Source organism: Morganella morganii H1r, assembly GCF_000633515.1.
Classification (GTDB): domain Bacteria; phylum Pseudomonadota; class Gammaproteobacteria; order Enterobacterales; family Enterobacteriaceae; genus Morganella; species Morganella morganii_B.
Genome location: NZ_AYMP01000026.1, coordinates 95,448 through 119,414, shown reverse-complemented (window position 1 = coordinate 119,414; position 23,967 = coordinate 95,448). Strand labels below are relative to the sequence as shown.

The window sequence follows — 23,967 nt, the reverse complement described above, 5'->3', positions numbered from 1 at the left end:
CAAATGTGTTTATAAATTATAAATGTTCATTTTATTGATGTTTTCTTAATCACATAACATCCGGCAGCAATACCCATAACACCAGAGGTGCCGTTATGTCAGAGAAGCAACACCCGATTCAGCCGCTGCTCACCGCCCGCGGAATAGCCAAACAGTTCTCCGGTGTGGTTGTCCTTAAACACATCGATTTCACACTGTTGCCGGGACAGGTTCATGCGCTGCTGGGCGGCAACGGCGCGGGAAAATCCACGCTGATGAAAATTATTGCAGGGATTGAACAGCCGGACGCCGGCACCCTGATGCTGGAAGGTCAGGAGATATCGCACCTGACCCCGGCGAAAGCCCATCAGCTGGGGCTGTATCTGGTTCCGCAGGAGCCGCTGCTGTTCCCGAATCTGTCTGTACAGGAAAACATTCTGTTCCGTCTGCCGAAACATCAGGCAGGCAAAGCCAAATTACAGCAGATGCTGACATCACTGCGCTGCAATTTTGATCTCAGTGCGCGGGCGGGCAGCCTGAATGTGGCGGATCAGCAGCTGGTGGAGATCATGCGCGGGCTGATGCGTGATTCCCGCATCCTTATTCTTGATGAACCGACCGCGTCGCTGACCCCCGCCGAAACCGAACGCCTGTTTGAGCGGGTGCGGGAATTACAGCAGCAGGGTGTCGGGATTGTCTTTATTTCGCATAAACTGCCGGAAATACATGCCATTGCCGATTACCTGAGTGTGATGCGCGACGGTAACATCGCGCTGGCCGGTCCGGCAAAACAGTTTTCCACTGATGAAATCATTCAGGCCATCACACCTGAAGCGAAGAAAAAGCCGCTGTCAGAGACGCAGAAGCTCTGGCTGGATCTGTCCGCCACCCGTAACAGTCCGCAGGATGATACGCCGGTGCTGGATGTCCGTAATGCGTGCGGCGAAGGATTCCGTAACATCAGTTTTGTTGTCAACCCGGGGGAAGTGGTCGGGCTGGCCGGTGTCGTCGGCGCCGGCCGGACCGAACTCGCAGAAACATTGTACGGGCTGCGCCCGCTGATCGCCGGAGAGGTTTTCCTCAATGGTGACAATCTGCGCGGTGTCAGCAGTGAAAAACGCCTCATCCGGGGGCTGGTCTGTCTGCCTGAAGACCGTCAGGCCTCCGGACTTTTCCTTGATGCCCCGCTCACCTGGAATATCGGTGCGCTGGTGCATAACCACCAGAGGCTGCTGGTCAACCGCTCGCGGGATGATGCATTACTCGAGCGCTACCGCCGCGCCCTCAATATCAAATTCAGTGACGGTCAACAGACGGTACGTACGCTGTCCGGCGGTAATCAGCAAAAAATCCTGATCGCCAAGTGCCTCGAAGCCAATCCGTCACTGCTGATTATTGATGAGCCGACACGCGGCGTGGATGTCGGCGCCCGTAATGACATTTATCAGCTGATACAAAGTATCGCGCAACAGAATGTGGCGATTTTACTGATCTCCTCTGACCTCGATGAAGTGGTGGCACTGGCTGACCGCGTGCTGGTGATGCATCAGGGTGAGTTTTCCGGGGAATTGCAGCACAACGAGCTGAATACCGACACCATTATGCATATGGCGTTCGGCGAGCACCGTCCGCAGACAGAAACAGAAAGCAGCCCGTTACAGGAGGCCGCATCATGCTGAAATATATCCAGAACAACCGTGAAGTCACCGCACTGCTGGCTATTCTCTGCCTGTTTGTCCTGCTCGGCGGTATGGAAACCCGTTACTTCAGTCTGCAAACCGTCACCATGATTTTCGGCAGTGCACAAATCCAGATGCTGCTGGCCATCGGTGCCACTCTGGTGATGCTGACCCGCAATATTGATGTGTCTGTCGGATCCACCACCGGGCTGTGTGCAGTGATTGTCGGTATCGCGCTGAATGCAGGGCTGCCGCTGACGGTGGCGATTCTGCTGACTGTCGCCGCCGGTCTGCTGGCCGGATTTTTCAACGGCATCCTGGTCACCTGGCTGCGGATCCCCGCCATTGTTGCCACCCTCGGCACGCTCGGGCTGTACCGCGGTATTATGCTGCTGCTCACCGGCGGGAAATGGATTGAAGGTTTACCGGCGGAACTGAAAGACCTGTCAAAACCGGTCTTCCTCGGGCTGTCGCCAATCGGCTGGTTTATTATCCTGCTGATTATTCTGATGACCCTGTTCCTGTCCCGCACCACTGCCGGACGCGGTTTCTACGCCACCGGCGATAACTTACAGGGCGCGCGTCAGTTAGGTGTGCCGGTTGATCGCACCCGCATCATTGCCTTCTCGGTAAACGGCATGATGGCGGCACTCGCCGGGATTGTGTTTGCCTCACAAATCGGTTTTATCCCGAATCAGACCGGTAACGGCCTGGAAATGAAAGCTATTGCTGCCTGTGTGCTGGGCGGGATCAGCCTGCTCGGCGGCACCGGTACCATCGTCGGTGCTATCCTCGGTGCCTATTTTATGACCCAGATTGACAGTGTGCTGGTGCTGCTCAGACTGCCGGCCTGGTGGAATGACTTTATCGCCGGGTTTGTTTTACTCGCGGTTCTGGTCTTTGACGGCCGTCTGCGTGTGGCGCTGGAGAAAAACCTCCGCGCCCAGCGCTATGCCCGGTTCCTTAATCCTTCCGCACCGCAGGAGGCGAAAAAATGAGCATCACCAAACGTTACGGCTGGGAAATTGCCCTGGCGCTGCTGATTATCCTCGAAATCCTGTTATTCGGTATGGGTAACCCGCGCCTGCTGGATGTCAATGTGCTGCTGTTCAGTACCAGTGACTTTATCTGCATCGGTCTGGTAGCGCTGCCGCTGACGCTGGTGATTGTCAGCGGCGGGATGGATATCTCCTTCGGCTCCACCATCGGGCTGACCGCCATTGTGCTCGGGATCCTCAATCAGGCCGGTGTGCCGATGATTGCTGCTATTCCGCTGACTCTGCTGACCGGCGCACTGTGCGGCCTGATTAACGCCCTGCTGATCCTGTTTACCGGTGTTAACCCGCTGGTGATTACACTCGGCACCATGTATCTGTTCGGCGGCTGTGCCCTGCTGCTCTCCGGATTATCCGGTGCGACCGGCTTTGAGGGGATCGGCGGCTTCCCGGCGGCCTTCACTGATTTTGCTAACCTTGATTTACTCGGCATTCCGCTGCCGCTGATCATTTTTGTCCTGTGTGTGCTGGTGTTCTGGTTTTATCTGCACCGTACCCATCCGGGCCGTAATGTCTTTTTAATCGGCCAGAATGCCCGTGTCGCACGCTACAGTGCTTTCCCGGTGACACGCACTATTTGTCTGCTGTATGCGATGGTCGGTGTCAGTGCCGCACTCGCCTCTGTCATTTTAGTGTCCTATTTCGGCTCTGCCCGCGCAGATCTCGGTGCGTCTTTCCTGATGCCTGCGATCACCGCTGTTGTTCTGGGTGGTGCCAATATTTACGGCGGTTCCGGCTCTGTCTTAGGCACTGCGCTGGCTGTTTTGCTGATCGGCTTTTTACAGCAGGGATTGCAGATGATCGGCGTACCAAATCAGGTCTCCAGTGCACTTTCGGGTGCGCTGCTTATTGTTGCCGTTGTTGGTCGTTCCGTTTCTTTACACCGACATCACATCCTTGGCTGGTGGGCGCGTAAACGCAACAGGCAATTCGTATCAGAGTAAAACACGTTTGTTATCACAGATTTGACGAAATGGAGAAAACCATGAAACCCATCATGAAAAAACTGGCGCTCGCCACTGCATTAAGTCTCGCATGTGTTTCCTGGGCGAATGCAGCAGAAAAAGTCGCCTTTATTCCTAAACTTGTCGGTGTCGGCTTCTTTACCAGCGGCGGCCAGGGTGCTGTGGAAGCCGGGAAAAAACTCGGTATCGATGTCACCTACGACGGCCCGACCGAGCCGAGTGTGTCCGGTCAGGTACAGCTTATCAACAACTTCGTTAACCGCGGTTATGACGCGATTATTGTCTCCGCCGTTTCGCCGGACGGGTTATGTCCGTCCCTGAAACGCGCCATGCAGCGCGGTGTAAAAGTACTGACCTGGGATTCCGACACCAACCCGGAATGCCGCTCCATTTATATCGACCAGGGCACACCGAAACAGCTCGGCGGCATCCTGGTGGATATGGCAGCGGATCAGGTGAAGAAAGAGAAAGCTAAAGTCGCCTTCTTCTATTCCAGCCCGACCGTCACTGACCAGAACCAGTGGGTCAAAGAAGCGAAAGCAAAAATTGAAGCCGAGCATCCGGGCTGGGAAGTCGTTACCACCCAGTATGGTTATAACGATGCCACCAAATCCTTACAGACTGCCGAAGGTATTCTTAATGCCTGGAGTGACCTGGATGTGATTATCGCGCCGGATGCCAACGCCCTGCCGGCTGCGGCTCAGGCCAAAGAGAATCTGAAACGCAACGATGTGGCGGTTGTCGGGTTCAGTACCCCGAACGTGATGCGCCCGTATGTGGAGCGCGGCACCGTTAACCAGTTCGCGTTATGGGATGTGGTCAAACAGGGCGAGATTTCTGTCGCCGTGGCTGATGCACTGATGAAGAAAGGCGAGCTGAATGTCGGCGATAAGATCACTGTCGCCGGTGTCGGTGAAGTTGAAGTCTCCCCGAACAGTGTTCAGGGCTATGACTACGAAGCAAAAGGCAACGGGATTGTGGTACTGCCTGAGCGCGTGATCTTCACCAAAGAGAACATTAACAACTATGATTTCTGATGTAGTTGCTGATTTAACCAAATGACGCGGACACCCTCCGCGTCAGTTTAACCAGGGGAGAATTCCATGGCTGATTTAGATGATATCCGTGACGGCAAAGACTTCGGGCTTAATACGCCGCAAAAAAACACCCTTTATACCCTCAAAGGCTGCGGTTCGCTGGACTGGGGGATGCAATCGCGTCTGGCCCGTATTTTTAATCCGCAGGACAATAAAACGGTCATGCTGGCTTTTGACCACGGCTATTTCCAGGGGCCGACCACCGGCCTTGAGCGGATTGACATTAATATCGCCCCGCTCTTTGAACATACCGATGTCCTGATGTGTACGCGCGGAATACTGCGCGCACAGGTGCCGGTCGCGACCAACAAACCGGTGGTGCTGCGGGCATCCGGCGCTAACTCCATCCTGACCGAACTCTCCAACGAAGCGGTTGCGGTAGCAATGGATGATGCGGTTCGCCTGAATGTGGCGGCGGTTGCGGCCCAGGTCTATATCGGTACCGAACATGAACATCAGTCCATCAAAAACATCATCAGTATGGTGGATGCGGGCATGCGTGTCGGTATGCCGGTAATGGCAGTGACCGGGGTGGGTAAAGATATGGCGCGTGATCAGCGTTATTTTTCGCTCGCCAGCCGTATTGCTGCGGAAATGGGTGCCAATATCATCAAAACCTACTTTGTTGAGGAAGGTTTTGAGCGTATCACCGCCGGTTGTCCGGTGCCGATTGTTATTGCGGGCGGTAAAAAACTGCCGGAAAACGAAGCACTCGATATGTGTTTCCGCGCTATTGACCAGGGCGCATCCGGGGTGGATATGGGCCGGAATATCTTCCAGTCCGAAGACCCGGTTGCCATGATGAAAGCGATCCGTGCCGTTGTGCATGGCGGTGAAAGTGCAGCACAGGCTTATCAGCTGTTCCTGAGCGAAAAGAACAAGGGGTAAATTTTGAACGTAACATTAGTGGAAATTAATGTGAAACCCGGCAAAGTGGACGAGTTTATTGCCGTTTTCCGTGAAAACCATCTGGGATCAGTAAAAGAGCCCGGTAACCTGCGTTTTGATGTGTTACAGGATCCGGAAGTGGAAACCCGCTTTTATATCTATGAAGCCTATGCCGATGATGCGGCCGTGGCGGCACATAAGAAAACCGCGCACTATTTACAGTGTGTGGAAAAGCTGGAAGACCTGATGACCGGCCCGCGTAAGAAAACAGTCTTTATCGGGCTGATGCCGGAAGTGAAATAAGCATATCTTGTTTGATCTGTTAAGTGACCGCATAATGGCGGTCACTTTTTTGTATTGATTATTCATTATTTCATTATTATGGATGATTATTTATCTTATTTTCTTTTATCTTCTCCGGAAAATCGGATTAATAAAATATAATACGCATGCTCACAATTGCATTCAAAAATAATACATATATGTTTTTTAATCTATCTCATATTTCCCTTCTGACATAAAACCAGGCTTGACCCATTTGGGTCCTTTCATATAAAGGCCGCCTTTCTCTCCTCCGCACATTATTTTTTCTTCATTCAGAAGTCTGTGTGTTTCGCGGAGAATCATAATATTACACGACTCATATTTATCCGGCCCATTATGACGATAAAAAAAACGGTCTATTGCCGGGTAAATAAGACCGCTTTCACGTCTGGCAACCAGAAACAGGATGACATCTTCCATCGATTCATTTTTTACCATTTCATTGTAATCAATCACCTTACACCTCAATCATCATATGTTGAAAATAGCGCCTCTGCTGTATACAGTAATGTATCATCCGAGCTCAATTGATAATCTTCCAATGTAGCCGTATGTGTATTATTCCAAACCTCCCCTCCATTCTCAGGTCGTACTCCGTCTTTTATGCCCAGATTCCGGTAACGCTCCAGCTCACGGATTTCATGAGTATAAAACCGTTTATCTGTATCAGTCTCCGGAAGCATTCCGGTAAGAATATATTCCAGCCGTTCAAGCATAATGTCATTATCAGCACTACTTCCAAAACGGCTGATGTGTAATCTTACCTTGTCTACGCCCTCACGGTCTATTACCGCAATCCGCCAGTCAAGTACTTCAATCGGTCCGCCAGCCCGCTCAGTATGGTAGTCACGTCCGCTGAATTTACCTTTGGCATTGGTTTCACCATAAGGGCTGCTGAGCATAATATATACAGGTTTCAGCCCGCTGCCATCAGGGAATACCAGAATAAAATCCGTGAAGGATATATCATCCGGCAACGGGAAACCGGTATTCATCGGTGTTACAGGTATTTCCGCCGATGTTCCTGTATGGAAAGGAAATTTCAGCTCAGGAATGGATATTCCCCCCGGAAATCCGGGCGGTATTGGCGGATTAACGGGGTTGATCAGAATAGTCGCGGAAGATGGCAGAGACGCTTTATATACACCGGTAATACTATCTTTTACTGCGTTAATAACCGGAATTTTTCCGCGATGATACCGGCGAACATCAAAAACGACCACCAATTTTTCGGTATTTTTGTCACGAATCCATAGGCCACGACAATTTCTTTCGGCAAAACCATCCGATATTCTTATATTACCGGCAGGAACGACTACCGCCATTTGCCCTGCAATACTGGTCGTCCGCATTATTACGGCGGAATGATACTCCGCAGCACTATCCTCTGAATCATTCCTGTCCGGTTTTTTGCCCGTCAGATAATCATGGAATAAAGGCTTCTCTTCATTTTGTTGCGGGATAATTCCGCTGCCTTTCACAGAAATCTGAAGTTGCCCAGTTTTATTTCCGTCAATCAGAAAAGTATCCTGGTTTTCAGTCAGTGATATCAGTCTCTTTTCGAAATAACGGATGCGGTGCAACCAGTCCGGCCCGGCAACAATCATTGCCAAATGGCGTTCAGCCCTGTTCTTTTGTATCTCTGCCCGTATAAAATTACGTTCTGCGATTTTATGCCGGTTGATAACATCAAAATGTCTGTCAATATCCTGCTGAATTTGCTCTGCATATTTTCTTTCCAAATATCCGGAATGCGAAGCTGCTCTCCGATAATATGCCAGCTTTTTCATATAAGTTCCCAGGTCAATTCCCCGGTGGTTTTTGCGATCCGATATGGCTTTTCTTCGTAATTCCGTGGTGTTATTCAGTTCAGTTTCTGCTGATTGATATGCTATCCGTGCCGCTTCAACCGGAAATTGTTCCTGCCAGAGTCGGATGGTATTTTCAGATTCAATATCTTCAAATAATGGTAATTGTGACAGGAACAGATAAACAGGTTCATGTTCACCAGAAAAATCAATAATGGCGTGGTGTGTCTTAATCTCCGGACTTGCCGGAATAAAATGTTTCACCGGAGGGGTAAGATTAACCTGTTCCGGTTTGACAATAATACTTTTTTCATTATTTATAACCGTTATTCGAACAGGGGATGCATCCGGAATTATATTGACATCATACACGCCGGGAATATCCGTTTTCTCTGCTTTAATAACTGGAATTATTTTATCTTTTACCGGTGTAATTACTGTAGTATGCTTCCCTTCCTGCTCATTGATGGCCAGGGATACAATAACGTCTGCCGGTACCGATTTTTCCCCTGCGAAAATTTCTGATGAAGTACCGGTGACAAGAGTTGCCGGTAGTGTGGTCAGAATGTAAGGATCATCATCACCCTCTCCATAGCTATTATCATGATAGTATATAACCAAAGGCTCTTTTGCGATTGATGACGGCATTAATATTCCGGCAATTCCCAGTACCCTGCCCGCAATCGGAAGAACAGTTTCTAATGCCAGTAATAAATAGGTTTTTATTGGTGCAACAATAGCGGAGATATTACGCATATCAAGAATAAATTTCAGGGTATTTTGCTGCGGATACATTAATACTGCAAGACCAGCGTGTGCCGTATGCAAATAAGGCTCATCCGTATACAGAGTATCTTCTCCCGTTGACTCCGTATCCGGATAATCTGAATTTACTGTTATTTCTCCTAAATCAATTGAGTTCCCCGGGAATGGGTAAATATCCGGGGAATACGATATCGGAGGAAAATCAGAGAATGGGTCTCCTCCGGTTCTTCTGCCACCGAACCTGCCGGAGTCATAATGATAAATATCTCCGTATGGTGTATGACTTATTCCCCAGTCATGCTCAAATTCAGAAAATTTCAGATAATCTTGTTTTTCGTAATAAATGTGGCTTATTTTATCAATACCCCGTTTTTTCTCATCATTCCTTTTTCCTTTCTTAATTCACTTATGTTCCTTCGGAACATGTCGGTTCTGATGAGTTTATGAAGTAATTTCTCTACTGTAATTTTGTTAAAAAAACAGGGATCTGTTAATTCTGAAAGCGCTTCTTTTTACTTAATTTCATGGGGATAATTTTTATAACGGATAAAACTGATTTTTTGACTGGCCGGTTGCCTGAACGGAATAACTCCCTTACCATCGAAATAAATGAATCTAAATTTATAGCTTTCCGGAGAAATCGTGAAAAAACGCACAGTAACCTGTTCAGTTCTGCCTTTGGCGCTGTTTTCCGCTGTTTTCGCTCTGCCGTCTTATGCCGCAGAGCCTGACTGTCAGCCGATGTCTGAACAGACCCGGCTTAATCATATGAGAATGACAGGAATGCCTTACCTGAACGGGCCGGTGAAATCGGTCACCATGACGACCGTAAAACCACCGCAGGACAGCCCGCAGATATTTTCAGCCAGCCATATGACACTGACTCCCTGCGGACAGATCAGCAGTTATTCTTTCACCCGGAAAAGTGAGGAATACGGCATGATTTTCGATCTGAACGTCACCGCCTCGGAAAACGATAATGCCATCAATATGGAATACCGTTTTTCCGCCGATTACGCCGGTAAGAAAAAAACGCGCCCGACCATCACCCGTATTTCGATGATCAAAGATGAGCAGCAGGTTATCACCGCTTACCGGACTGAAAATTTTATTGAAGGTAACAGTACCATACTGACTGAAAATGGCACAACGGAGTACCGGGAAGGCAATATCAGCAGCGTACTGATAAACAGTGAAGTTCTTGCAAAAACCTACAGTATGAACTTTGATTATGATAAACATGGCCGGCTGGCCCGCATTTACACCACACCACTCCCGTTCTCCGACTACACATTTACTTATAACGAACAGGGCGGATTACTCGTCGGATCAGAAAAAACACAATCGTCCGGAATCATAACAGGTAATGATGTTCAGTGTGCGCAATGGGATGCTTATCAGAACTGCATAACCGGGTTGTGGCGCAGACACAGTAATACAGGGCTTACCGGAGATGCCGTTTACCATACCACTTATGAATATTACGGCGGAAAATAGCCGCAGATTACATTAATGGTATTACCCGGTTTTATCGGGTAATACCTGTTCTTTACTTCGCTGCTGCCGGCGATGACAATATGCCAGAATAACCAATATCAGGTAAATGGCCGGTTCCGGTGTATCTGTCTTCGCAGCCAGAATATAGTGCGTAATCACAATGAACAGCAGCGGATACAGCAGATTATGGATCCGTTTCCACCACCGGCCTGATAAACTGCGTATCCGGTCAGACGATGTCACCGCCATCAGGCACAGAATTAACCAGCCTGCCGCACCGAGATTAAGATAAAACCGGGACACTATCTCACTGAAAAAGAGCGCCGTATTTTCTGCACCTATTTCAAGAAAAAAATAACTGGCCAGATGCAGCGTTGCCCAGAAAAAACACCATAATCCGAGTAATTTTCTCGCCTGATATAAATTGTTCAGCTTAAAATAAAAAGCGATCACCGGTATCACTGCGATAATAATAACTAAACGAAGTGCCGTAATACCGGTGAAATGCTGAATATCTTTTGCCGGATCCGCCCCCAGCGCCCCGTAATTGACAGCATAAATAAGCCATACCAGCGGTAATCCTGCCGTCAGATGAAAAAAGAGATTAATAAACGGGTAGCGGAATAATTTCATCATCAGAAATATCTCCGCAGATCCATCCCTTTATATAATTCCGCCACGTCTTCTGCATAACCGTTAAACAGTAATGTCGGTTGCCGTGTTGTCCGGCCTAATCCTCCCGAGCCGATAAACCGTTCTGTGGCCTGTGACCAGCGCGGATGATCAACCTGCGGGTTTACATTGGCATAAAAACCATATTCACGGGGTGCTGAAAGATTCCATGTGGTCGGCGGCTCAGATTCTGTCAGACGAATTTTAACAATGGATTTTATGCCTTTAAAACCATATTTCCACGGAACCACCAGCCGGACAGGCGCGCCATTTTGTTTCGGCAGTTCCTTGCCGTAAACACCTGTCGCCATCAGTGTCAGCGGGTGAAGCGCTTCATCCAGGCGTAATCCTTCAATATACGGATACTGAAGCCCGCCCCCGGTAAAACGGCTCTTTTGACCCGGCATTTGTTCCGGGGCGTATACCGTTTCAAAAGCGACATATTTCGCTTTGCTGTTCGGTTCCGCTGATAATAATAAATCTCTCAGAGGAAAACCGACCCACGGAATAACCATTGACCATGCTTCCACACAGCGCATTCGGTAAATACGCTCTTCGGCCTGAAATTTATGGCGGATCTCATCGGCATTTAATACCAGAGGCCGGTTAACCTCCCCTTCAACCGTCAGTGTCCATTCATCCGTTTTCAGGGTATGTGCATTTTCAGCCGGGTCCGATTTATTCAGGCCGAATTCATAAAAATTATTGTAACCGGTCACCTTATCCTCCGGCGTTAATGCCAGAGCGGACTGATACTTTTCAGGTTTTGTATAACTGAGGTCTTTTAAGATTGTCTCCGGAACGCCGGGCTTATCATCGCCGGAAAACCACGAAAACAGACCGGCGCTGGCTGAGGTGCTGACCATTAATCCGGCCGTACCGGCACCTAATAATTTAAGCAGATTCCTGCGTTTCATCATAAAAACAGATTCCGGCGTAATCTCAGACGATCGTATTATTTTTTTCATGATGAGTCCCTGTATTCAGCAATCACGGTGATGGCATTCCGGAACTGTTATACCGCATAATCTGAATTTAAAGCTGACAGGACGATGACAAATTTGTCATGAAGGGAGCTGGGTATCCGGAAAAATTAAGGTTACCCTGTTATATGACCCGGTACGTTCAAATCTGACCTCACCTGAATGCAATTTTGTTATTGCCTGAACAATCGATAAACCCAACCCGCTTCCTTCTGACGTTCTCGCATTATCCCCGCGCCAGAAACGGGTAAAGACCTGTTCACTGTTTGCCACAACATCACCTTTATTCATCACAGAAATGACGGTGCTGCCATGATTATTTTCTGCACAGGCAATAACCTCCGTATTTTCATATGAATATTTAACCGCGTTTGACACAACATTGACCATAATCTGCATCAGCAATACTCTGTCTGCTGACACCGTCACATCCGGTATTTTATTCACTAACCGGATATTTCTCTCATCGGCATAAAATGCCAGTAATTCATAAATATCCTCAACCAGCTCAGAAACAACGATGGTCTCCCGCTTCAGATTAATATTTTTATTCTCTGCCCTGGCGATAAACAGAATGTTTTGTATTATTTTTGCCAGTTTATCCAGTTCTTCTGTATTACTGGCGATAATCGCTTCATACTCATCCGCAGTGCGCGTTTTTTGTAATGTGATTTCATTCTGAATTTTAATGGCATTAATGGGTGTTCTTAATTCATGCGCTAAATCATCCGCAAGTTGTGTCAGCCGGACAAAATCATTTTTCAGCCGTGAGCGCATGATATTCAGTGAATCGCCCAGGCTTTTCAGTTCATCCGGTAACCGGCTGATATCCACCGTCTGTCCCAGAGCGTGCAGATCTGTTTTCGCTGTAATCCGGCTGAGACGTGCAATATCCTGCAATCCCCGGCGGATAAGCCATATACTGAAGACGGCCATCAGGAGAATAGCAATAACGGAAACAATCAGACTCTGCTGTAAATATCCGCGTAAAACACTGCTGCGATCAACCGAACGCTTTGCCAGCGTGACATATAATCTCCCTTCGGGAGCCTGAATCTCAAAATTAACCACAGAAACCGGCATGTTATCATCCGTATTCTGGTATGAGATTGAAGGCGTTTCCTGATTATCCGGATAATTAAGTTTGTCCCGGGTATTCAGGGTTATTTCCGGGTTGGTATCCACAATAACGTGATTATCAGCATCTGCTATCTTAATAACGTCCTGCCGCATATCCATCATCCGCCGGAAATAAACAGGCAACGATTTAATATCAATACCACTGACAATCAGTTTAGCCAGCTGGTCGGCCCGGTTAATCAGAATGTCATCATCTTTTGAGGCAAGTTCATTTTTCAGCGAGTGATAAAGGATCAGTGTGACAAAACCTGCGTTTGCCACCATCAGCAACATAAATAATGATACAATTTTAAATCTCAGCGAGTGTATTTTCATCATTCCGATCCGTTCAGGCGGTATCCCGTTCCCCGGACAGTTTCAATTAATTTATGATCATGCCCGTCATCTATTTTTTTTCTGAGCCGCCGGACAGCCACATCAACAACATTGGTATCACTCTCAAAATTCATACCCCATACCTCACCGGCAATCAGTGTTCTGGGCAGGATCTCTCCGGAATGCAGCGCAAAAAAAAGTAACAGTGAATATTCCTGACGTGTCAGCGATATTTTCACGCCTCCCCGCTGTACATCATGACGGGTAAGATCAATGCTGAGATCGGCGATATTAATCACTTTGGAATCAGGCTGAGACGTACGCAGCTGATTACGGACTCTTGCCAGTAATTCGGAGAATGAAAACGGTTTAACCAGATAATCATTCGCGCCCAGTTCCAGTCCTTTTACCCGGTCGGCAACCGCATCCCGGGCTGTCAGACAAATAACCGGTACCATTTTGGCGGTTCTCAATACTCTCAGCACTTCCCAGCCATCCATACCGGGCAACATAATATCAAGAATAACCAGCCGGTAATTGTTCTCCAGAGCAAGATACAACCCGTCTCTGCCATCTGCCGTGATATCAACAATAAATCCGGCTTCCTCTAATCCCTTTTTAACCCAGCTGCCGGTCTTTTCATGATCTTCAATCAGTAATATTTTCATTTTTATAATCCGGAATTTTACCTGATTCATTCTGTATCAGTGTATTTTAATTCCGGACATAAAAAAACAGCAGACAACCCCGGGTTGTCTGCTGTTTTTCTGTAACGCAATGATCAGGCAAACTTAATCATCACCATACCCAGCAGAAGCAGAATAATCCCGCTCCAGCCTTTGTAATTGAGGCGCTGGTTAAACAGTATCCAGCCTGCGGCAACCGTTGCCACGATACCGAATGCTCCCCACAATGCATATGCAACGGAAAGCTCGATACCGCGGACCGCGAGTGCCAGACAGCTGAACGCCCCTAATACCGCCAGCAGCGATAAAATACCCAGCCACAGACGTTTAAAGCCGTTTGACATTTTCAGCAGGATATTCGCCAGAATCTCCAGTACCACGGCCAGCAGTAAAAATGCACCGTGCCACCATTCAAATGTCGATAACATATTACGCCCCTTTCAGCATCTCATTCAGTGGCGCACGAACCGGTTTGGCAGCAGGCTGCTTTTTCTGGACTTTTTTGGTGCCGTATTTAATCAGGGTAATACCCGCGATTAACAGTGCCAGACCGCCCAGTTTCAGCGGTGACAGCGATTCATGGAACCACATCACGCTGAAGGCGGTAATAATCAGGATCCCGATCCCTTCCCACAGCGCATAAGCCACCCCGAGGGCCACTTTCTTCACTGCCATGGATAATAAAATATAAGAAGAGGCAATCATGATATACATCACAATCATCCCCGCACTGCCGCCGGAGACACTCGCGTATTTCATCGACAATGTACCGATCACCTCGGTAATAATGGCTAAGCCTAAAAACATCCAGTAAATCATAGTTATTTCTCCTGATGGACAACGCATACAGGTTTACGCCGCAGAACAGAAAGTCTGCGTGACCGTGTGCGTTTATCGCGAAACGAAAACGTTAAATGTAACGATGTGACCAAAAACGCAGGCGCGTTTGGTTCGTCAGACGAAAAGAGAAATAGCTATAACTCGCCGTACCAGTAGTGTTCGCTTGATACGATAGCGGAAAGGAAAAGTACATGGGTAGAACGTCGGATTTTAATCCTGCTGCTACTGTCGCTTTGCATGATGTCTTATTCTTTTGTCTGTCCCCGGGCAGGGTGACAACAATGAAAGAATCCTCCGGTTATTAATATTCATATTATTTTTAGCACAAGTAACACAGTTCAGCAATGGCGCAGTGAATTATTTTTCTGTAAATAATTTTATTTTTTAGACAGTTATAAAAAATGACCACCTTCTTATTCAGAAGATGATCATAATTACGCAAATATTGAACCGGTTAACTACCTTTACTGATACCGCAGGTGGATAATTATTCCACTTCGTTCCAGGCATGGCCGTCACGGGCCATCATGGCGATAGAGGCTATCGGCCCCCAGCTGCCTGCCTGATACGGTTTCGGCGGTTCATTATCCATTGCCCAGGCGTGCATAATAGAATCCACCCATTTCCAGGCTTCCTCCACTTCATCACGGCGGACAAACAGTGCCTGAATACCGCGCATGGCTTCCAGCAGCAGACGTTCATAGGCATCCGCAATATGTGTCTGGTTAAAGGTTTCCGAGAAACTCAGATCCAGCTTGGTGGTTTGCAGACGGTGTTTATGATCCAGCCCCGGTGCTTTGTTCAGCACTTCAATATCAATCCCTTCGTCCGGCTGCAGACGGATAGTCAGTTTATTCGGCGGCAGATGCTGATAGGTTTCATTGAAGATATTCAGGGACGGCTGTTTGAAATAGACCACCACTTCCGAACATTTCGACGGCATCCGTTTCCCGGTACGCAGATAGAACGGCACACCGGACCAGCGCCAGTCGTCGATATCCGCACGGATAGCAACGAAAGTTTCTGTCTGGCTGACAGTATTTGCGCCCTCTTCATCCAGATAACCCGGCACTTTTTCGCCGTGAACAAACCCGGCGGTATATTGCCCGCGTACGGTTTTTTCACGGACATTCGTGATATCAATGGTCCGCAGTGAACGCAGAACCTTCACTTTCTCATCACGGATTCGGTCACTGGTCAGGTCATCCGGCGGTGACATGGCAATCATGGTCAGGATTTGCAGCAGATGACTCTGCACCATATCCCGCATCTGCCCGGCTTTATCGAAATAGCCCCAGCGCCCTTCAATTCCCACTTCTTCCGCCACCGTGATCTGGACATGATCGATGGTACGGTTATCCCAGTTATTCACAAACAGAGAGTTGGCAAAACGCAACGCCAGCAGGTTCAGTACCGTTTCTTTGCCGAGATAATGGTCGATACGATAAATCTGGCTCTCTTTAAAGTATTTCGCCACCTCGGTATTGATCGCCTGTGATGAGGCCAGATCATTACCCAGTGGTTTTTCCATCACCACACGGCTCGGTTCTTTATTCAGGTGCGCTTCGCCCAGCCCTTTGCACATGGCGCTGAAAGTTCCCGGCGGCATGGCGAAATAGTAAACGGCAGTATTTTTGTTTTCCGCAATAATATTGGCGAGACTTTTGAAATGCGAGGTCTCATTCACATCGAGATTACAAAACAGCAGACGGGCACTGAATCGTTCCCAGAGCACCGGATCCAGTTGCTCGTTAAGGAACGTATTGAATGCATCCTCAACAAATTTCTGATACTCCTCACGGGACCAGTCCGCACGGCCTGCCCCGATAATCCGCGTATCCGGATGAATATTACCGGCTTTTTCCAGCTGATATAAAGACGGGAGTAACTTGCGGCGTGCGAGGTCGCCTTTGGTACCGAAAATGACTAAATCACAGGCGGGAACCGTTGCTGTCAGCGCCATAGAAAACCTCTCCTCGTGGCTGTGGAATTGTAATTTTGTTACAGAGATAACGAATAATGTACTCGTTTGCGCCCGGCCAGTAAACATAAATGCGGGTTACCGCACATTCTGACAGGTCTCTGTCGCCGCTCTTTCTGTGTGCTGTTTTGTAATTTAATTACTTTTTTGATGCAAACTTACTAAAATGAAAATCAGACACAGTTCAAACTTTCAAAAAAAAGCCGGATCCGGCGGGATTTCCCCTCTCCTTTACCCGGGCTTACGTAGTATATTTTCAAAAAATGCGGGTGGCCGGTGTGTCACACAGATCAATATAAAAGGCACAGTGGCATGAATATTTTAGACCGTCTCCGTAACAGTCTGGATTACCTGAGTAAATCGGAAAAAAAAGTTGCAGAGACGATCCTCGGCGCCCCGCAGATAGCCATTCATTCCAGTATCGCCACACTCGCCAAAATGGCGGATGTCAGCGAGCCGACTGTTAACCGGTTCTGCCGCCGTCTGGACACCAAAGGTTTTCCTGATTTCAAACTGCTGCTGGCACAAAGCCTGGCAAACGGCACCCCGTATGTCAGCCGCAATGTGGATGAAAATGATTCCGTCGAGGCCTACACCGGCAAAATCTTTGAATCTGCCATGGCCGGCCTGGACGCGGTCAGAAGCACCCTCGATATGCTGACCATTAACCGCGCTGTGGATTGCCTGACACAAGCCCGGAAAATCGCCTTTTTCGGCCTGGGGGCTTCTGCGGCGGTCGCCCATGATGCAATGAATAAATTCTTCCGTTTCAATATCCCGGTGATTTATTCCGACGATGTGGTGATGCAGCGCATGAGTTGTATCAACAGCAGCGAAGGTGATGTGGTGGTCTTAATTTCCCACACCGGCCGGACAAAAAACCTGGTTGAAATCGCCCGTATCGCGCGTGAAAATGACGCCACCGTGCTCGCCATCACTTCGGAGAACTCCCCGCTCGCGGCGGAAGCCACTCTCACCCTCATTCTTAATGTACCGGAAGACACCGATATTTATATGCCGATGATCTCCCGCCTCGCCCAGCTGACCATTATTGATGTCCTCGCCACCGGTTTCACCCTGCGCCGCGGCCCCAAATTCCGCGATAATCTGCGCCGGGTCAAAGAAGCGCTCAAAGATTCCCGAATCGATAAACTCCGTTGATTTTTAACCATTTGTGTCAATTTGACACATTTCCTGCTGCCGGGTGTAATGATCATCACGAATTAGTCATATAACGGATGGTAGGATAACGTCTGACTCACTGTTTTGCGTTTGCTGACTCGATTTTTATTTTAAATACGCGATAATCAGACAGGAGTGAATCGATTTTACACTGTCCCGGCGGAAACGATTTTCCGGCGGGGAGTTTTTTATCAACACCATTTCACCTTATTCAGGTCAACGGAGTAATTTATGTCAATACGCCTCAGAAGAACGAAAATCGTAACGACCCTGGGCCCCGCCACCGATCGCGATAACAACCTTGAAAAAATCATCCGTGCCGGCGCTAATGTGGTTCGTATGAACTTTTCTCACGGCAGCCCGGACGATCACGTTGAACGTGCGAATAAAGTCCGTGAAATCGCTGCCCGCCTCGGCGTGCAGGTGGCTATTCTGGGTGATCTCCAGGGGCCGAAAATCCGTGTCTCCACCTTTAAAGACAATAAAGTTCTGCTGAATGTCGGCGATAAATTTATTCTGGATGCAGAACTGGGTAAAGGCGAAGGCACCAATGAGCACGTCGGGATCGACTATAAAAAGCTGCCGGAAGATGTGGTGACGGATGACATTCTGTTACTCGATGATGGCCGTGTGCAGCTGAAAGTGCTGGATGTCAAAGGCACAAAAATCATGACCGAAGTGACTGTCGGTGGTTTGCTTTCTAATAATAAAGGTATCAACAAACTCGGCGGCGGATTATCTGCCGATGCGCTGACAGAAAAAGATAAAGAAGATATCAAAACCGCAGCCCGTATTAATGTTGATTACCTTGCGGTCTCCTTCCCGCGCAGTGCGGAAGATCTGCACTATGCCCGCCGTCTCGCCCGTGACGCCGGTTGTGAAGCGATGATTGTCTCCAAAGTCGAACGCGCCGAAGCGGTCGCCACTGACCAGGTGATGGATGAAATCATTCTCGCATCCGATGTGGTGATGGTTGCACGTGGTGATCTCGGTGTGGAAATCGGTGATCCGGAGCTGGTCGGCGTCCAGAAAAAGCTGATTCGTCGTAGTCGTCAACTGAATCGTGTCGTGATCACAGCAACCCAGATGATGGAATCCATGATCACTAACCCGATGCCGACCCGTGCGGAAGTGATGGACGTGGCAAACGCCGTGCTCGACGGCACCGATGCCGTAATGCTCTCTGCGGAAACCGCTGCCGGTCAGTATCCGGCGGAAACCGTGGAAGCGATGGCGCGGGTTTGCCTGGGCGCGGAAAAAATGCCGAATGTGAATATCTCCAAACACCGTCTGGATATGACCTTCGACAATCCGGAAGAAGCAATCGCGATGTCCACCATGTACGCCGCCAACCACCTCAACGGCGTAAAAGCGATTATTGCCATGACTGAATCCGGCCGTACCGCGCGTATGATGTCCCGCATCAGCTCCGGCCTGCCGATTTTCGCCATGTCCCGTCATGAAAAAACCCTGAACCAGTGCTCACTGTACCGTGGTGTCACCCCGGTATTCTGCAGCACCCACACCGACGGCCTGGCTGCAGTCACCGAAGCAATCAGCCGCCTGAAAGAAAAAGGCTATCTGTGCACCGGCGACCTGGTGATGGTCACCCAGGGCGACCAGATGGGCCTGGTCGGCAGCACCAATACCAGCCGTATTCTTGAAGTGAAATAATTTGCTTCAGATAAAACTGAAACCGCCTGTCTGATGATGGGCGTTTTTTTATGTCTTGTATTGTGATTTACGCTATCCAATGGTTTAATTTTGGTATGGGCACGAAATACTAAATTTCCTTTGAAACATCCAAGACAAAAATATCGATAAGACCACGTAGCTCATAAGACAATTCAGATTCAATTTTTATTTTCAACTCAGTTGCTGTTTTGATCCCATGATGTATTTTTCCTGCTATTTTCTCATTTTTACCAAACCAGAGAACTAAAAAAATACCTTGTTGTTCTGCTGCCGGGTGAATTGAATAACTTTCATACAATTGTTTTTCGGCAGCCGTGTATAATTCCCGATGCCACTGCCCTTTTACTTCTGTAACCAGCAACCGTTTTCTTCCATTTACAATTCCGGATGCTGTAAAGTCACTTCGGTTATGTGATTTTAATTGATGCTCCAGTGTTACAGCTATATTTTTATGTTCAAGCTTCAAACTAAGCCTCTCAGCAATAATCTCTGTTGATTTTACTTCATCTAAACGTACTCCATTTTCATAAAAACGATCTGCTGAATTAAATTCACCACCATCAATTGATTTTTGAAAATTAGTTAATTCCTGTAGCACTACCTTTCTGATCCCCTCTACACTAATAACTTCATTTTTATCTAAGTAGCTCACCACTTCTTTAGCAGATGGCGGTTTAAAATCGAGTAGTGATTTTTTTCTGCGTTGAGAAGCTAGTATACTTTGTAGATCACTCCGGGAATTTAGAAACCGTTTATCATTAAGTAATCTCATTAGTACAGGTATAGCATTATCTGGACTATCAGAATTAATATCCCATATTAATTCTGTTAAAAACCGATATGCTGTTTCTGCTTTAGAGCTATGTGTTCCCCATGAGTCTGGTAATTCTACAATCGGCCATTGCTCATAGAATGCGTCTAATATTTTTTCAATTTTATCAGATGTTAATTTAGGCCATCCCTGAAACTCACTTTGGTTTATTCGTCCAATTTTATGATGCAATAGCAGTAAATTATCTTTATCTTCCGTGAAAAATCCCCAGTGGGATTCATGCGTTTTTTCAATAAAACAAAACTCTCTGAGTATCCAAAAATACAACGCTGACTTTACCTGTTCATCTGTTGATGTTTTTATCCATTTTTGCTCCGAATCATACACATTCTGTCTAATTATTTCTTTTAATTGGTCTCTGCAGCCATGATTAACTGCTATTTCAAAAATCCTGCCTGCTAAATTTATTGAAATACCTTTGAATTCCAAAAGCCATTTTATTGACAATTCACCTTGTAATTCAGAAAAGACATCATGATATTGAATAATTTCAACATTAGTATGCTCATATTCTTCAGATAACTGTGGTTCTATATAATTACAAACAAACTCAATTTTTGATTTATAATCAATAAATAAGATATCTGAGACCTTTTTTTTTAATTTTCTGTACTCTTCTTTTGATACAGTCTTATAGCAAAAATTAAAAGTAGTCTGTAATGCAGATAATATATTTTCAGGAACACTATCAAGATTCCCCTGATTACGGAAAATCACTAAACAAGCTGAAAACCATATTAATTCTAATGAGGATCGTTTTGACGCACACCTTAATTTAGCAATTTCTTGCAAAGTAGGCGTAACAGATGAAATATAATCAATACAGTTCGTTAATGCCTGTGTGATTAATTTTTCATCACCAACCTCTTCTTTTATTTTTTCAGGATAAAACAAAATTAATTCAGAAAATCTTTCCAGACACCCCAAATGCTGGCCACTAGCAACCAATGGTAGATTATTATTAATAAACTCAATACCTCGTCTATTTATTTCATTCTTTCTTTTCTCATACTTCTTTCTTTTTCTTCTAAATTTAATATTGAGTTTAAAATCATCCATCTTACCAGACTTAAATATCCTATTAAAACATGCCCAATGACGCATAAATTCTGGTTTAGCCAATGCTTGCAGCCTCAGCATATGTCGAATAGATTTAACTTCTTTTAAATCATCATTTTTATATAGTGGATGACTAACAATAAAGCCCCTCCATAATTCCGAATTATTAATATTAAATGCCATTGATAATATAAACAAAATATCATCTTTTAAGATAATTAGTCCGGAATGAGATTGAAATCCCGAACTAAAATAGTGAGCTCTTAAATCCCATATTTCTTTTTGATCAGTAATCTCAGAAAAAACATGTATAAATATACCCTGTCTTAACGCCGTATCTGTCTGTAAAACATGTACAGCTTTACTATCTTTAGCCAGGATGCGTTCATGATAATGAAGATTTTTCACCCAATTCCAGATTTGTATCGGGTCATAAGGAGCCGGAATTAATTCAAAGTAACGATCCATTATCATACCGATAATTTTACTTATTCCATTGCGACAATCACAATCGTATGATTTACTCCCACAGACACAAGCTAGTTTAGCTGTTAATTCATTAAGCAAGATCTCAAGAAAATCAGCAGGGAAAAGTGAAATTAAATGCCTAATAAAGTAACGCTTCCCTAACTCACCGTTATATCTTGTTTTATGATCCGGGTAAAGATGAGCGCATACTCTTAAATATCCACAAATATTTTTAAAGCCTACTTCATAAACACCTATTTTTTCTATTATAGTTGATATTATAGATAATGATATATTACTGGATTCAAAAATTAAAACACCAAAAATATCAAATAAGTTATAGTCTTTAGTGTTAACCAAACAATCTAATGCTGACATTCTTGTATATTTAGTTTCACTATCATTCACTACGATCTGTGTTAGCTCTGTTACCAAATCAGCAGCCAACGGTGAACCTACTAATAAATCAAGAAGTAAGTCATGTAAATGCCCATCTTTGTGATTAAGTACAATAGATTTAACTTCATCCAGAATATCTGGTGTAAAAAAATCTGAAACGCTAAACCGACGAAAATAATCACCTCTTCGGAAATAAGGATCAATATCTTCAAGCTGCTTTAATTTGTGAATAAGCTGTCTTTTGGAAGAACTTTCAAGCTGAGAAGGATCTCCGTTAGCCAGAACAGCATAGGCATCAAGAGCGATAATAGCTTCCTGAATTGATTTATTTCCCAGCGTGGCCATCCATCCAAGAAGTCCTCTGAGTTCATCTCTTGATACACCATTGGGAGCAATCAAAGATAAACATTCTGATAACTCCAAGGGGTCTTCCAGCGTAGCTATTCTGTTGACTAAGTAACTGGCAGCGCAATATTCAGCAACAATCTTATGAACAGGTCGGTGTTGATTTTCATCAGCACCCGGCATAAATAATCTGGTTGATAGAACCTTGTGTACATTATCGTCATCAACCAGTGATAATAATGCAGGATACAAACGATTTTCTGTTGCTTCAGATGTATTGACACCTTCAGCTCCGGATAATAGTAATTTAGTAAAAACCTCTGATGATAATGATATTTTTTTTGATATCTGAAGAGTATTTGAGATTTTTAAAATGTTACTATTCGCCTCTTTCGCTAATCGTTCAACCGCCATACTAAAGATAGATTTTTTGTCTGTAAAGTGCTTATTACTTTCAAAATAAGCATCAGAAAATAATTTCAAAAATTGAGGGTTCGGTAATAGCACCCCCAGATTAAAACGATAAATTTCTTCCTGAAATAAACCAAAATCAGCACTACCTGTATAATTTTCAAAAAGTTGTCGTTGTTCATCTGAACTAAACTCATTAAGACGAACAATCTCGGGGGTTGAACCTAAAAATTGCTCAAAAGCAGTTGTCGAAGCTTGCTCCCATTCACTGGAACGACTCGACATAATCACTAACGTAGGTTTTAGCTTGTAAACAGCGCCCAATAATCTATAAATTCCTGATTTTTCAATTGTCGCAATTTCATCAACTGCATCAACTACCAAAGGACCATTGTCAGCACTGGTAGCATCATTATACATTAATACTGATGCACTCAATGGACGAACACTGAGCTTACGCGCCAAACTCGCCATCAATTCTGTTTTACCAGCACCCGGCTCTGCCAGCACAACTATATACCGAAAATTTTCCAGTAACTCACGCTCAGTGAATACATGGTCACTATTCTGTGCAATTAGTGTACGTTCAAGGTAAAAATATTTATTCATAGTTGCAATGTAATAAGCATGTCATCTACTTAAATACCGGCTTATCTTTATTACCGGTCCCTATCAATTCTTCGATATTACCATAGTTATTCCGAAAAAAAGGCGAGTTGATATCCACTATATGAAACCATGTAGTTAATACTGTTAGGGAATAATGACTATGCCATATGCAATGCATTGAAATATAACTGATTGTAAACATTATCGTTATATATCACCCGAATTTTTCAAATGTAGTGAGGTGCGTAACATATATTCGAATAGGTAAATACCGGGCATACTTTGCCATTGAG

At 46.0% G+C, this 23,967-nt stretch carries 19 protein-coding genes; 9 read left to right on the top strand and 10 right to left on the bottom strand.

The genetic code is table 11. The features are described from left to right. Positions 1-95: 95 nt before the first annotated feature. From lsrA to lsrG, 6 genes are all read left to right on the top strand, one after another. Positions 96-1,658: an autoinducer 2 ABC transporter ATP-binding protein LsrA gene (gene lsrA / locus U868_RS0116265; protein ID WP_025154213.1), complete on the top strand. Its 1,563-nt coding sequence runs from the start codon at positions 96-98 to the stop codon at positions 1,656-1,658. After that, positions 1,652-2,656: an autoinducer 2 ABC transporter permease LsrC gene (gene lsrC, locus U868_RS0116260; protein ID WP_004237497.1), complete on the top strand. Its 1,005-nt coding sequence runs from the start codon at positions 1,652-1,654 to the stop codon at positions 2,654-2,656. Before lsrA ends, lsrC begins: the two co-directional genes overlap by 7 nt. Then, positions 2,653-3,657 (top strand): autoinducer 2 ABC transporter permease LsrD, encoded by a 1,005-nt coding sequence (gene lsrD, locus U868_RS0116255; protein WP_025154212.1) that lies wholly within the window; start codon positions 2,653-2,655, stop codon positions 3,655-3,657. Before lsrC ends, lsrD begins: the two co-directional genes overlap by 4 nt. A gap of 41 nt (positions 3,658-3,698) precedes the next feature. Further along, positions 3,699-4,715: an autoinducer 2 ABC transporter substrate-binding protein LsrB gene (gene lsrB, locus U868_RS0116250; protein ID WP_015422696.1), complete on the top strand. Its 1,017-nt coding sequence runs from the start codon at positions 3,699-3,701 to the stop codon at positions 4,713-4,715. Positions 4,716-4,781: 66 nt separating this feature from the next. Beyond that, complete coding sequence (lsrF, locus tag U868_RS0116245; RefSeq protein ID WP_025154211.1) at positions 4,782-5,663, top strand: 3-hydroxy-5-phosphonooxypentane-2,4-dione thiolase; 882 nt, start codon at positions 4,782-4,784, stop codon at positions 5,661-5,663. A 3-nt stretch (positions 5,664-5,666) separates the two neighbouring features. Continuing rightward, positions 5,667-5,966 (top strand): (4S)-4-hydroxy-5-phosphonooxypentane-2,3-dione isomerase, encoded by a 300-nt coding sequence (gene lsrG, locus U868_RS0116240; RefSeq protein ID WP_025154210.1) that lies wholly within the window; start codon positions 5,667-5,669, stop codon positions 5,964-5,966. 186 nt (positions 5,967-6,152) lie between these two features. On the opposite strand, the gene U868_RS0116235 is transcribed toward lsrG, so the two are convergent. Both U868_RS0116235 and U868_RS26000 read right to left on the bottom strand, forming a co-directional pair. Continuing rightward, positions 6,153-6,443, bottom strand: coding sequence for a hypothetical protein (locus U868_RS0116235; protein WP_025154209.1), 291 nt, complete (start codon positions 6,441-6,443; stop codon positions 6,153-6,155). A gap of 8 nt (positions 6,444-6,451) precedes the next feature. Beyond that, positions 6,452-8,695 carry a colicin-like bacteriocin tRNase domain-containing protein gene (locus tag U868_RS26000; RefSeq protein ID WP_275886626.1) on the bottom strand — a complete coding sequence of 748 codons (2,244 nt, stop codon included), beginning with the start codon at positions 8,693-8,695 and terminating at the stop codon, positions 6,452-6,454. A 507-nt stretch (positions 8,696-9,202) separates the two neighbouring features. Between U868_RS26000 and U868_RS0116220 the strand changes: the two genes are divergently transcribed. Continuing rightward, complete coding sequence (locus U868_RS0116220) at positions 9,203-10,057, top strand: hypothetical protein (RefSeq protein ID WP_025154206.1); 855 nt, start codon at positions 9,203-9,205, stop codon at positions 10,055-10,057. A gap of 21 nt (positions 10,058-10,078) precedes the next feature. Here the strand turns inward: U868_RS0116220 and U868_RS0116215 are convergent, their stop codons facing one another. The 7 genes from U868_RS0116215 to zwf all read right to left on the bottom strand — a co-directional run bounded on the left by U868_RS0116215 (position 10,079) and on the right by zwf (position 16,656). Continuing rightward, a complete protein-coding gene (locus U868_RS0116215) occupies positions 10,079-10,693 on the bottom strand; it encodes a sulfite oxidase heme-binding subunit YedZ (RefSeq protein WP_029991235.1) in 615 nt (204 codons plus the stop codon). Next, positions 10,693-11,697 (bottom strand): protein-methionine-sulfoxide reductase catalytic subunit MsrP, encoded by a 1,005-nt coding sequence (msrP, locus tag U868_RS0116210; RefSeq protein WP_025154204.1) that lies wholly within the window; start codon positions 11,695-11,697, stop codon positions 10,693-10,695. Before msrP ends, U868_RS0116215 begins: the two co-directional genes overlap by 1 nt. A 96-nt stretch (positions 11,698-11,793) precedes the next feature. Next, complete coding sequence (locus U868_RS0116205) at positions 11,794-13,170, bottom strand: ATP-binding protein (protein ID WP_036411984.1); 1,377 nt, start codon at positions 13,168-13,170, stop codon at positions 11,794-11,796. Next, entirely contained in the window at positions 13,167-13,835 is a 669-nt protein-coding gene (locus U868_RS0116200) for a heavy metal response regulator transcription factor (RefSeq protein WP_025154202.1), read from the bottom strand. Before U868_RS0116200 ends, U868_RS0116205 begins: the two co-directional genes overlap by 4 nt. 113 nt (positions 13,836-13,948) lie before the next feature. After that, the gene (mdtI, locus tag U868_RS0116195; protein ID WP_004237484.1) at positions 13,949-14,281 is read right to left on the bottom strand and encodes a multidrug/spermidine efflux SMR transporter subunit MdtI; all 333 of its coding nucleotides are present in this window, start codon (positions 14,279-14,281) and stop codon (positions 13,949-13,951) included. 1 nt (position 14,282) lies between these two features. Next, positions 14,283-14,672, bottom strand: a complete 390-nt coding sequence (mdtJ, locus tag U868_RS0116190; RefSeq protein WP_025154201.1) for a multidrug/spermidine efflux SMR transporter subunit MdtJ — start codon at positions 14,670-14,672, stop codon at positions 14,283-14,285. A 508-nt stretch (positions 14,673-15,180) separates the two neighbouring features. Beyond that, positions 15,181-16,656 (bottom strand): glucose-6-phosphate dehydrogenase, encoded by a 1,476-nt coding sequence (zwf, locus tag U868_RS0116185; protein ID WP_025154200.1) that lies wholly within the window; start codon positions 16,654-16,656, stop codon positions 15,181-15,183. A 330-nt stretch (positions 16,657-16,986) separates the two neighbouring features. Here zwf and U868_RS0116180 point away from each other — a divergent pair, with 330 nt between their 5' ends. Both U868_RS0116180 and pyk read left to right on the top strand, forming a co-directional pair. Continuing rightward, positions 16,987-17,835: a MurR/RpiR family transcriptional regulator gene (locus U868_RS0116180; protein ID WP_025154199.1), complete on the top strand. Its 849-nt coding sequence runs from the start codon at positions 16,987-16,989 to the stop codon at positions 17,833-17,835. Positions 17,836-18,087: 252 nt separating this feature from the next. After that, a complete protein-coding gene (gene pyk, locus U868_RS0116170) occupies positions 18,088-19,530 on the top strand; it encodes a pyruvate kinase (RefSeq protein WP_025154198.1) in 1,443 nt (480 codons plus the stop codon). A 109-nt stretch (positions 19,531-19,639) separates the two neighbouring features. Here the strand turns inward: pyk and U868_RS0116165 are convergent, their stop codons facing one another. Next, positions 19,640-23,575 carry a hypothetical protein gene (locus U868_RS0116165; protein ID WP_240182732.1) on the bottom strand — a complete coding sequence of 1,312 codons (3,936 nt, stop codon included), beginning with the start codon at positions 23,573-23,575 and terminating at the stop codon, positions 19,640-19,642. Positions 23,576-23,967 lie beyond the last annotated feature (392 nt).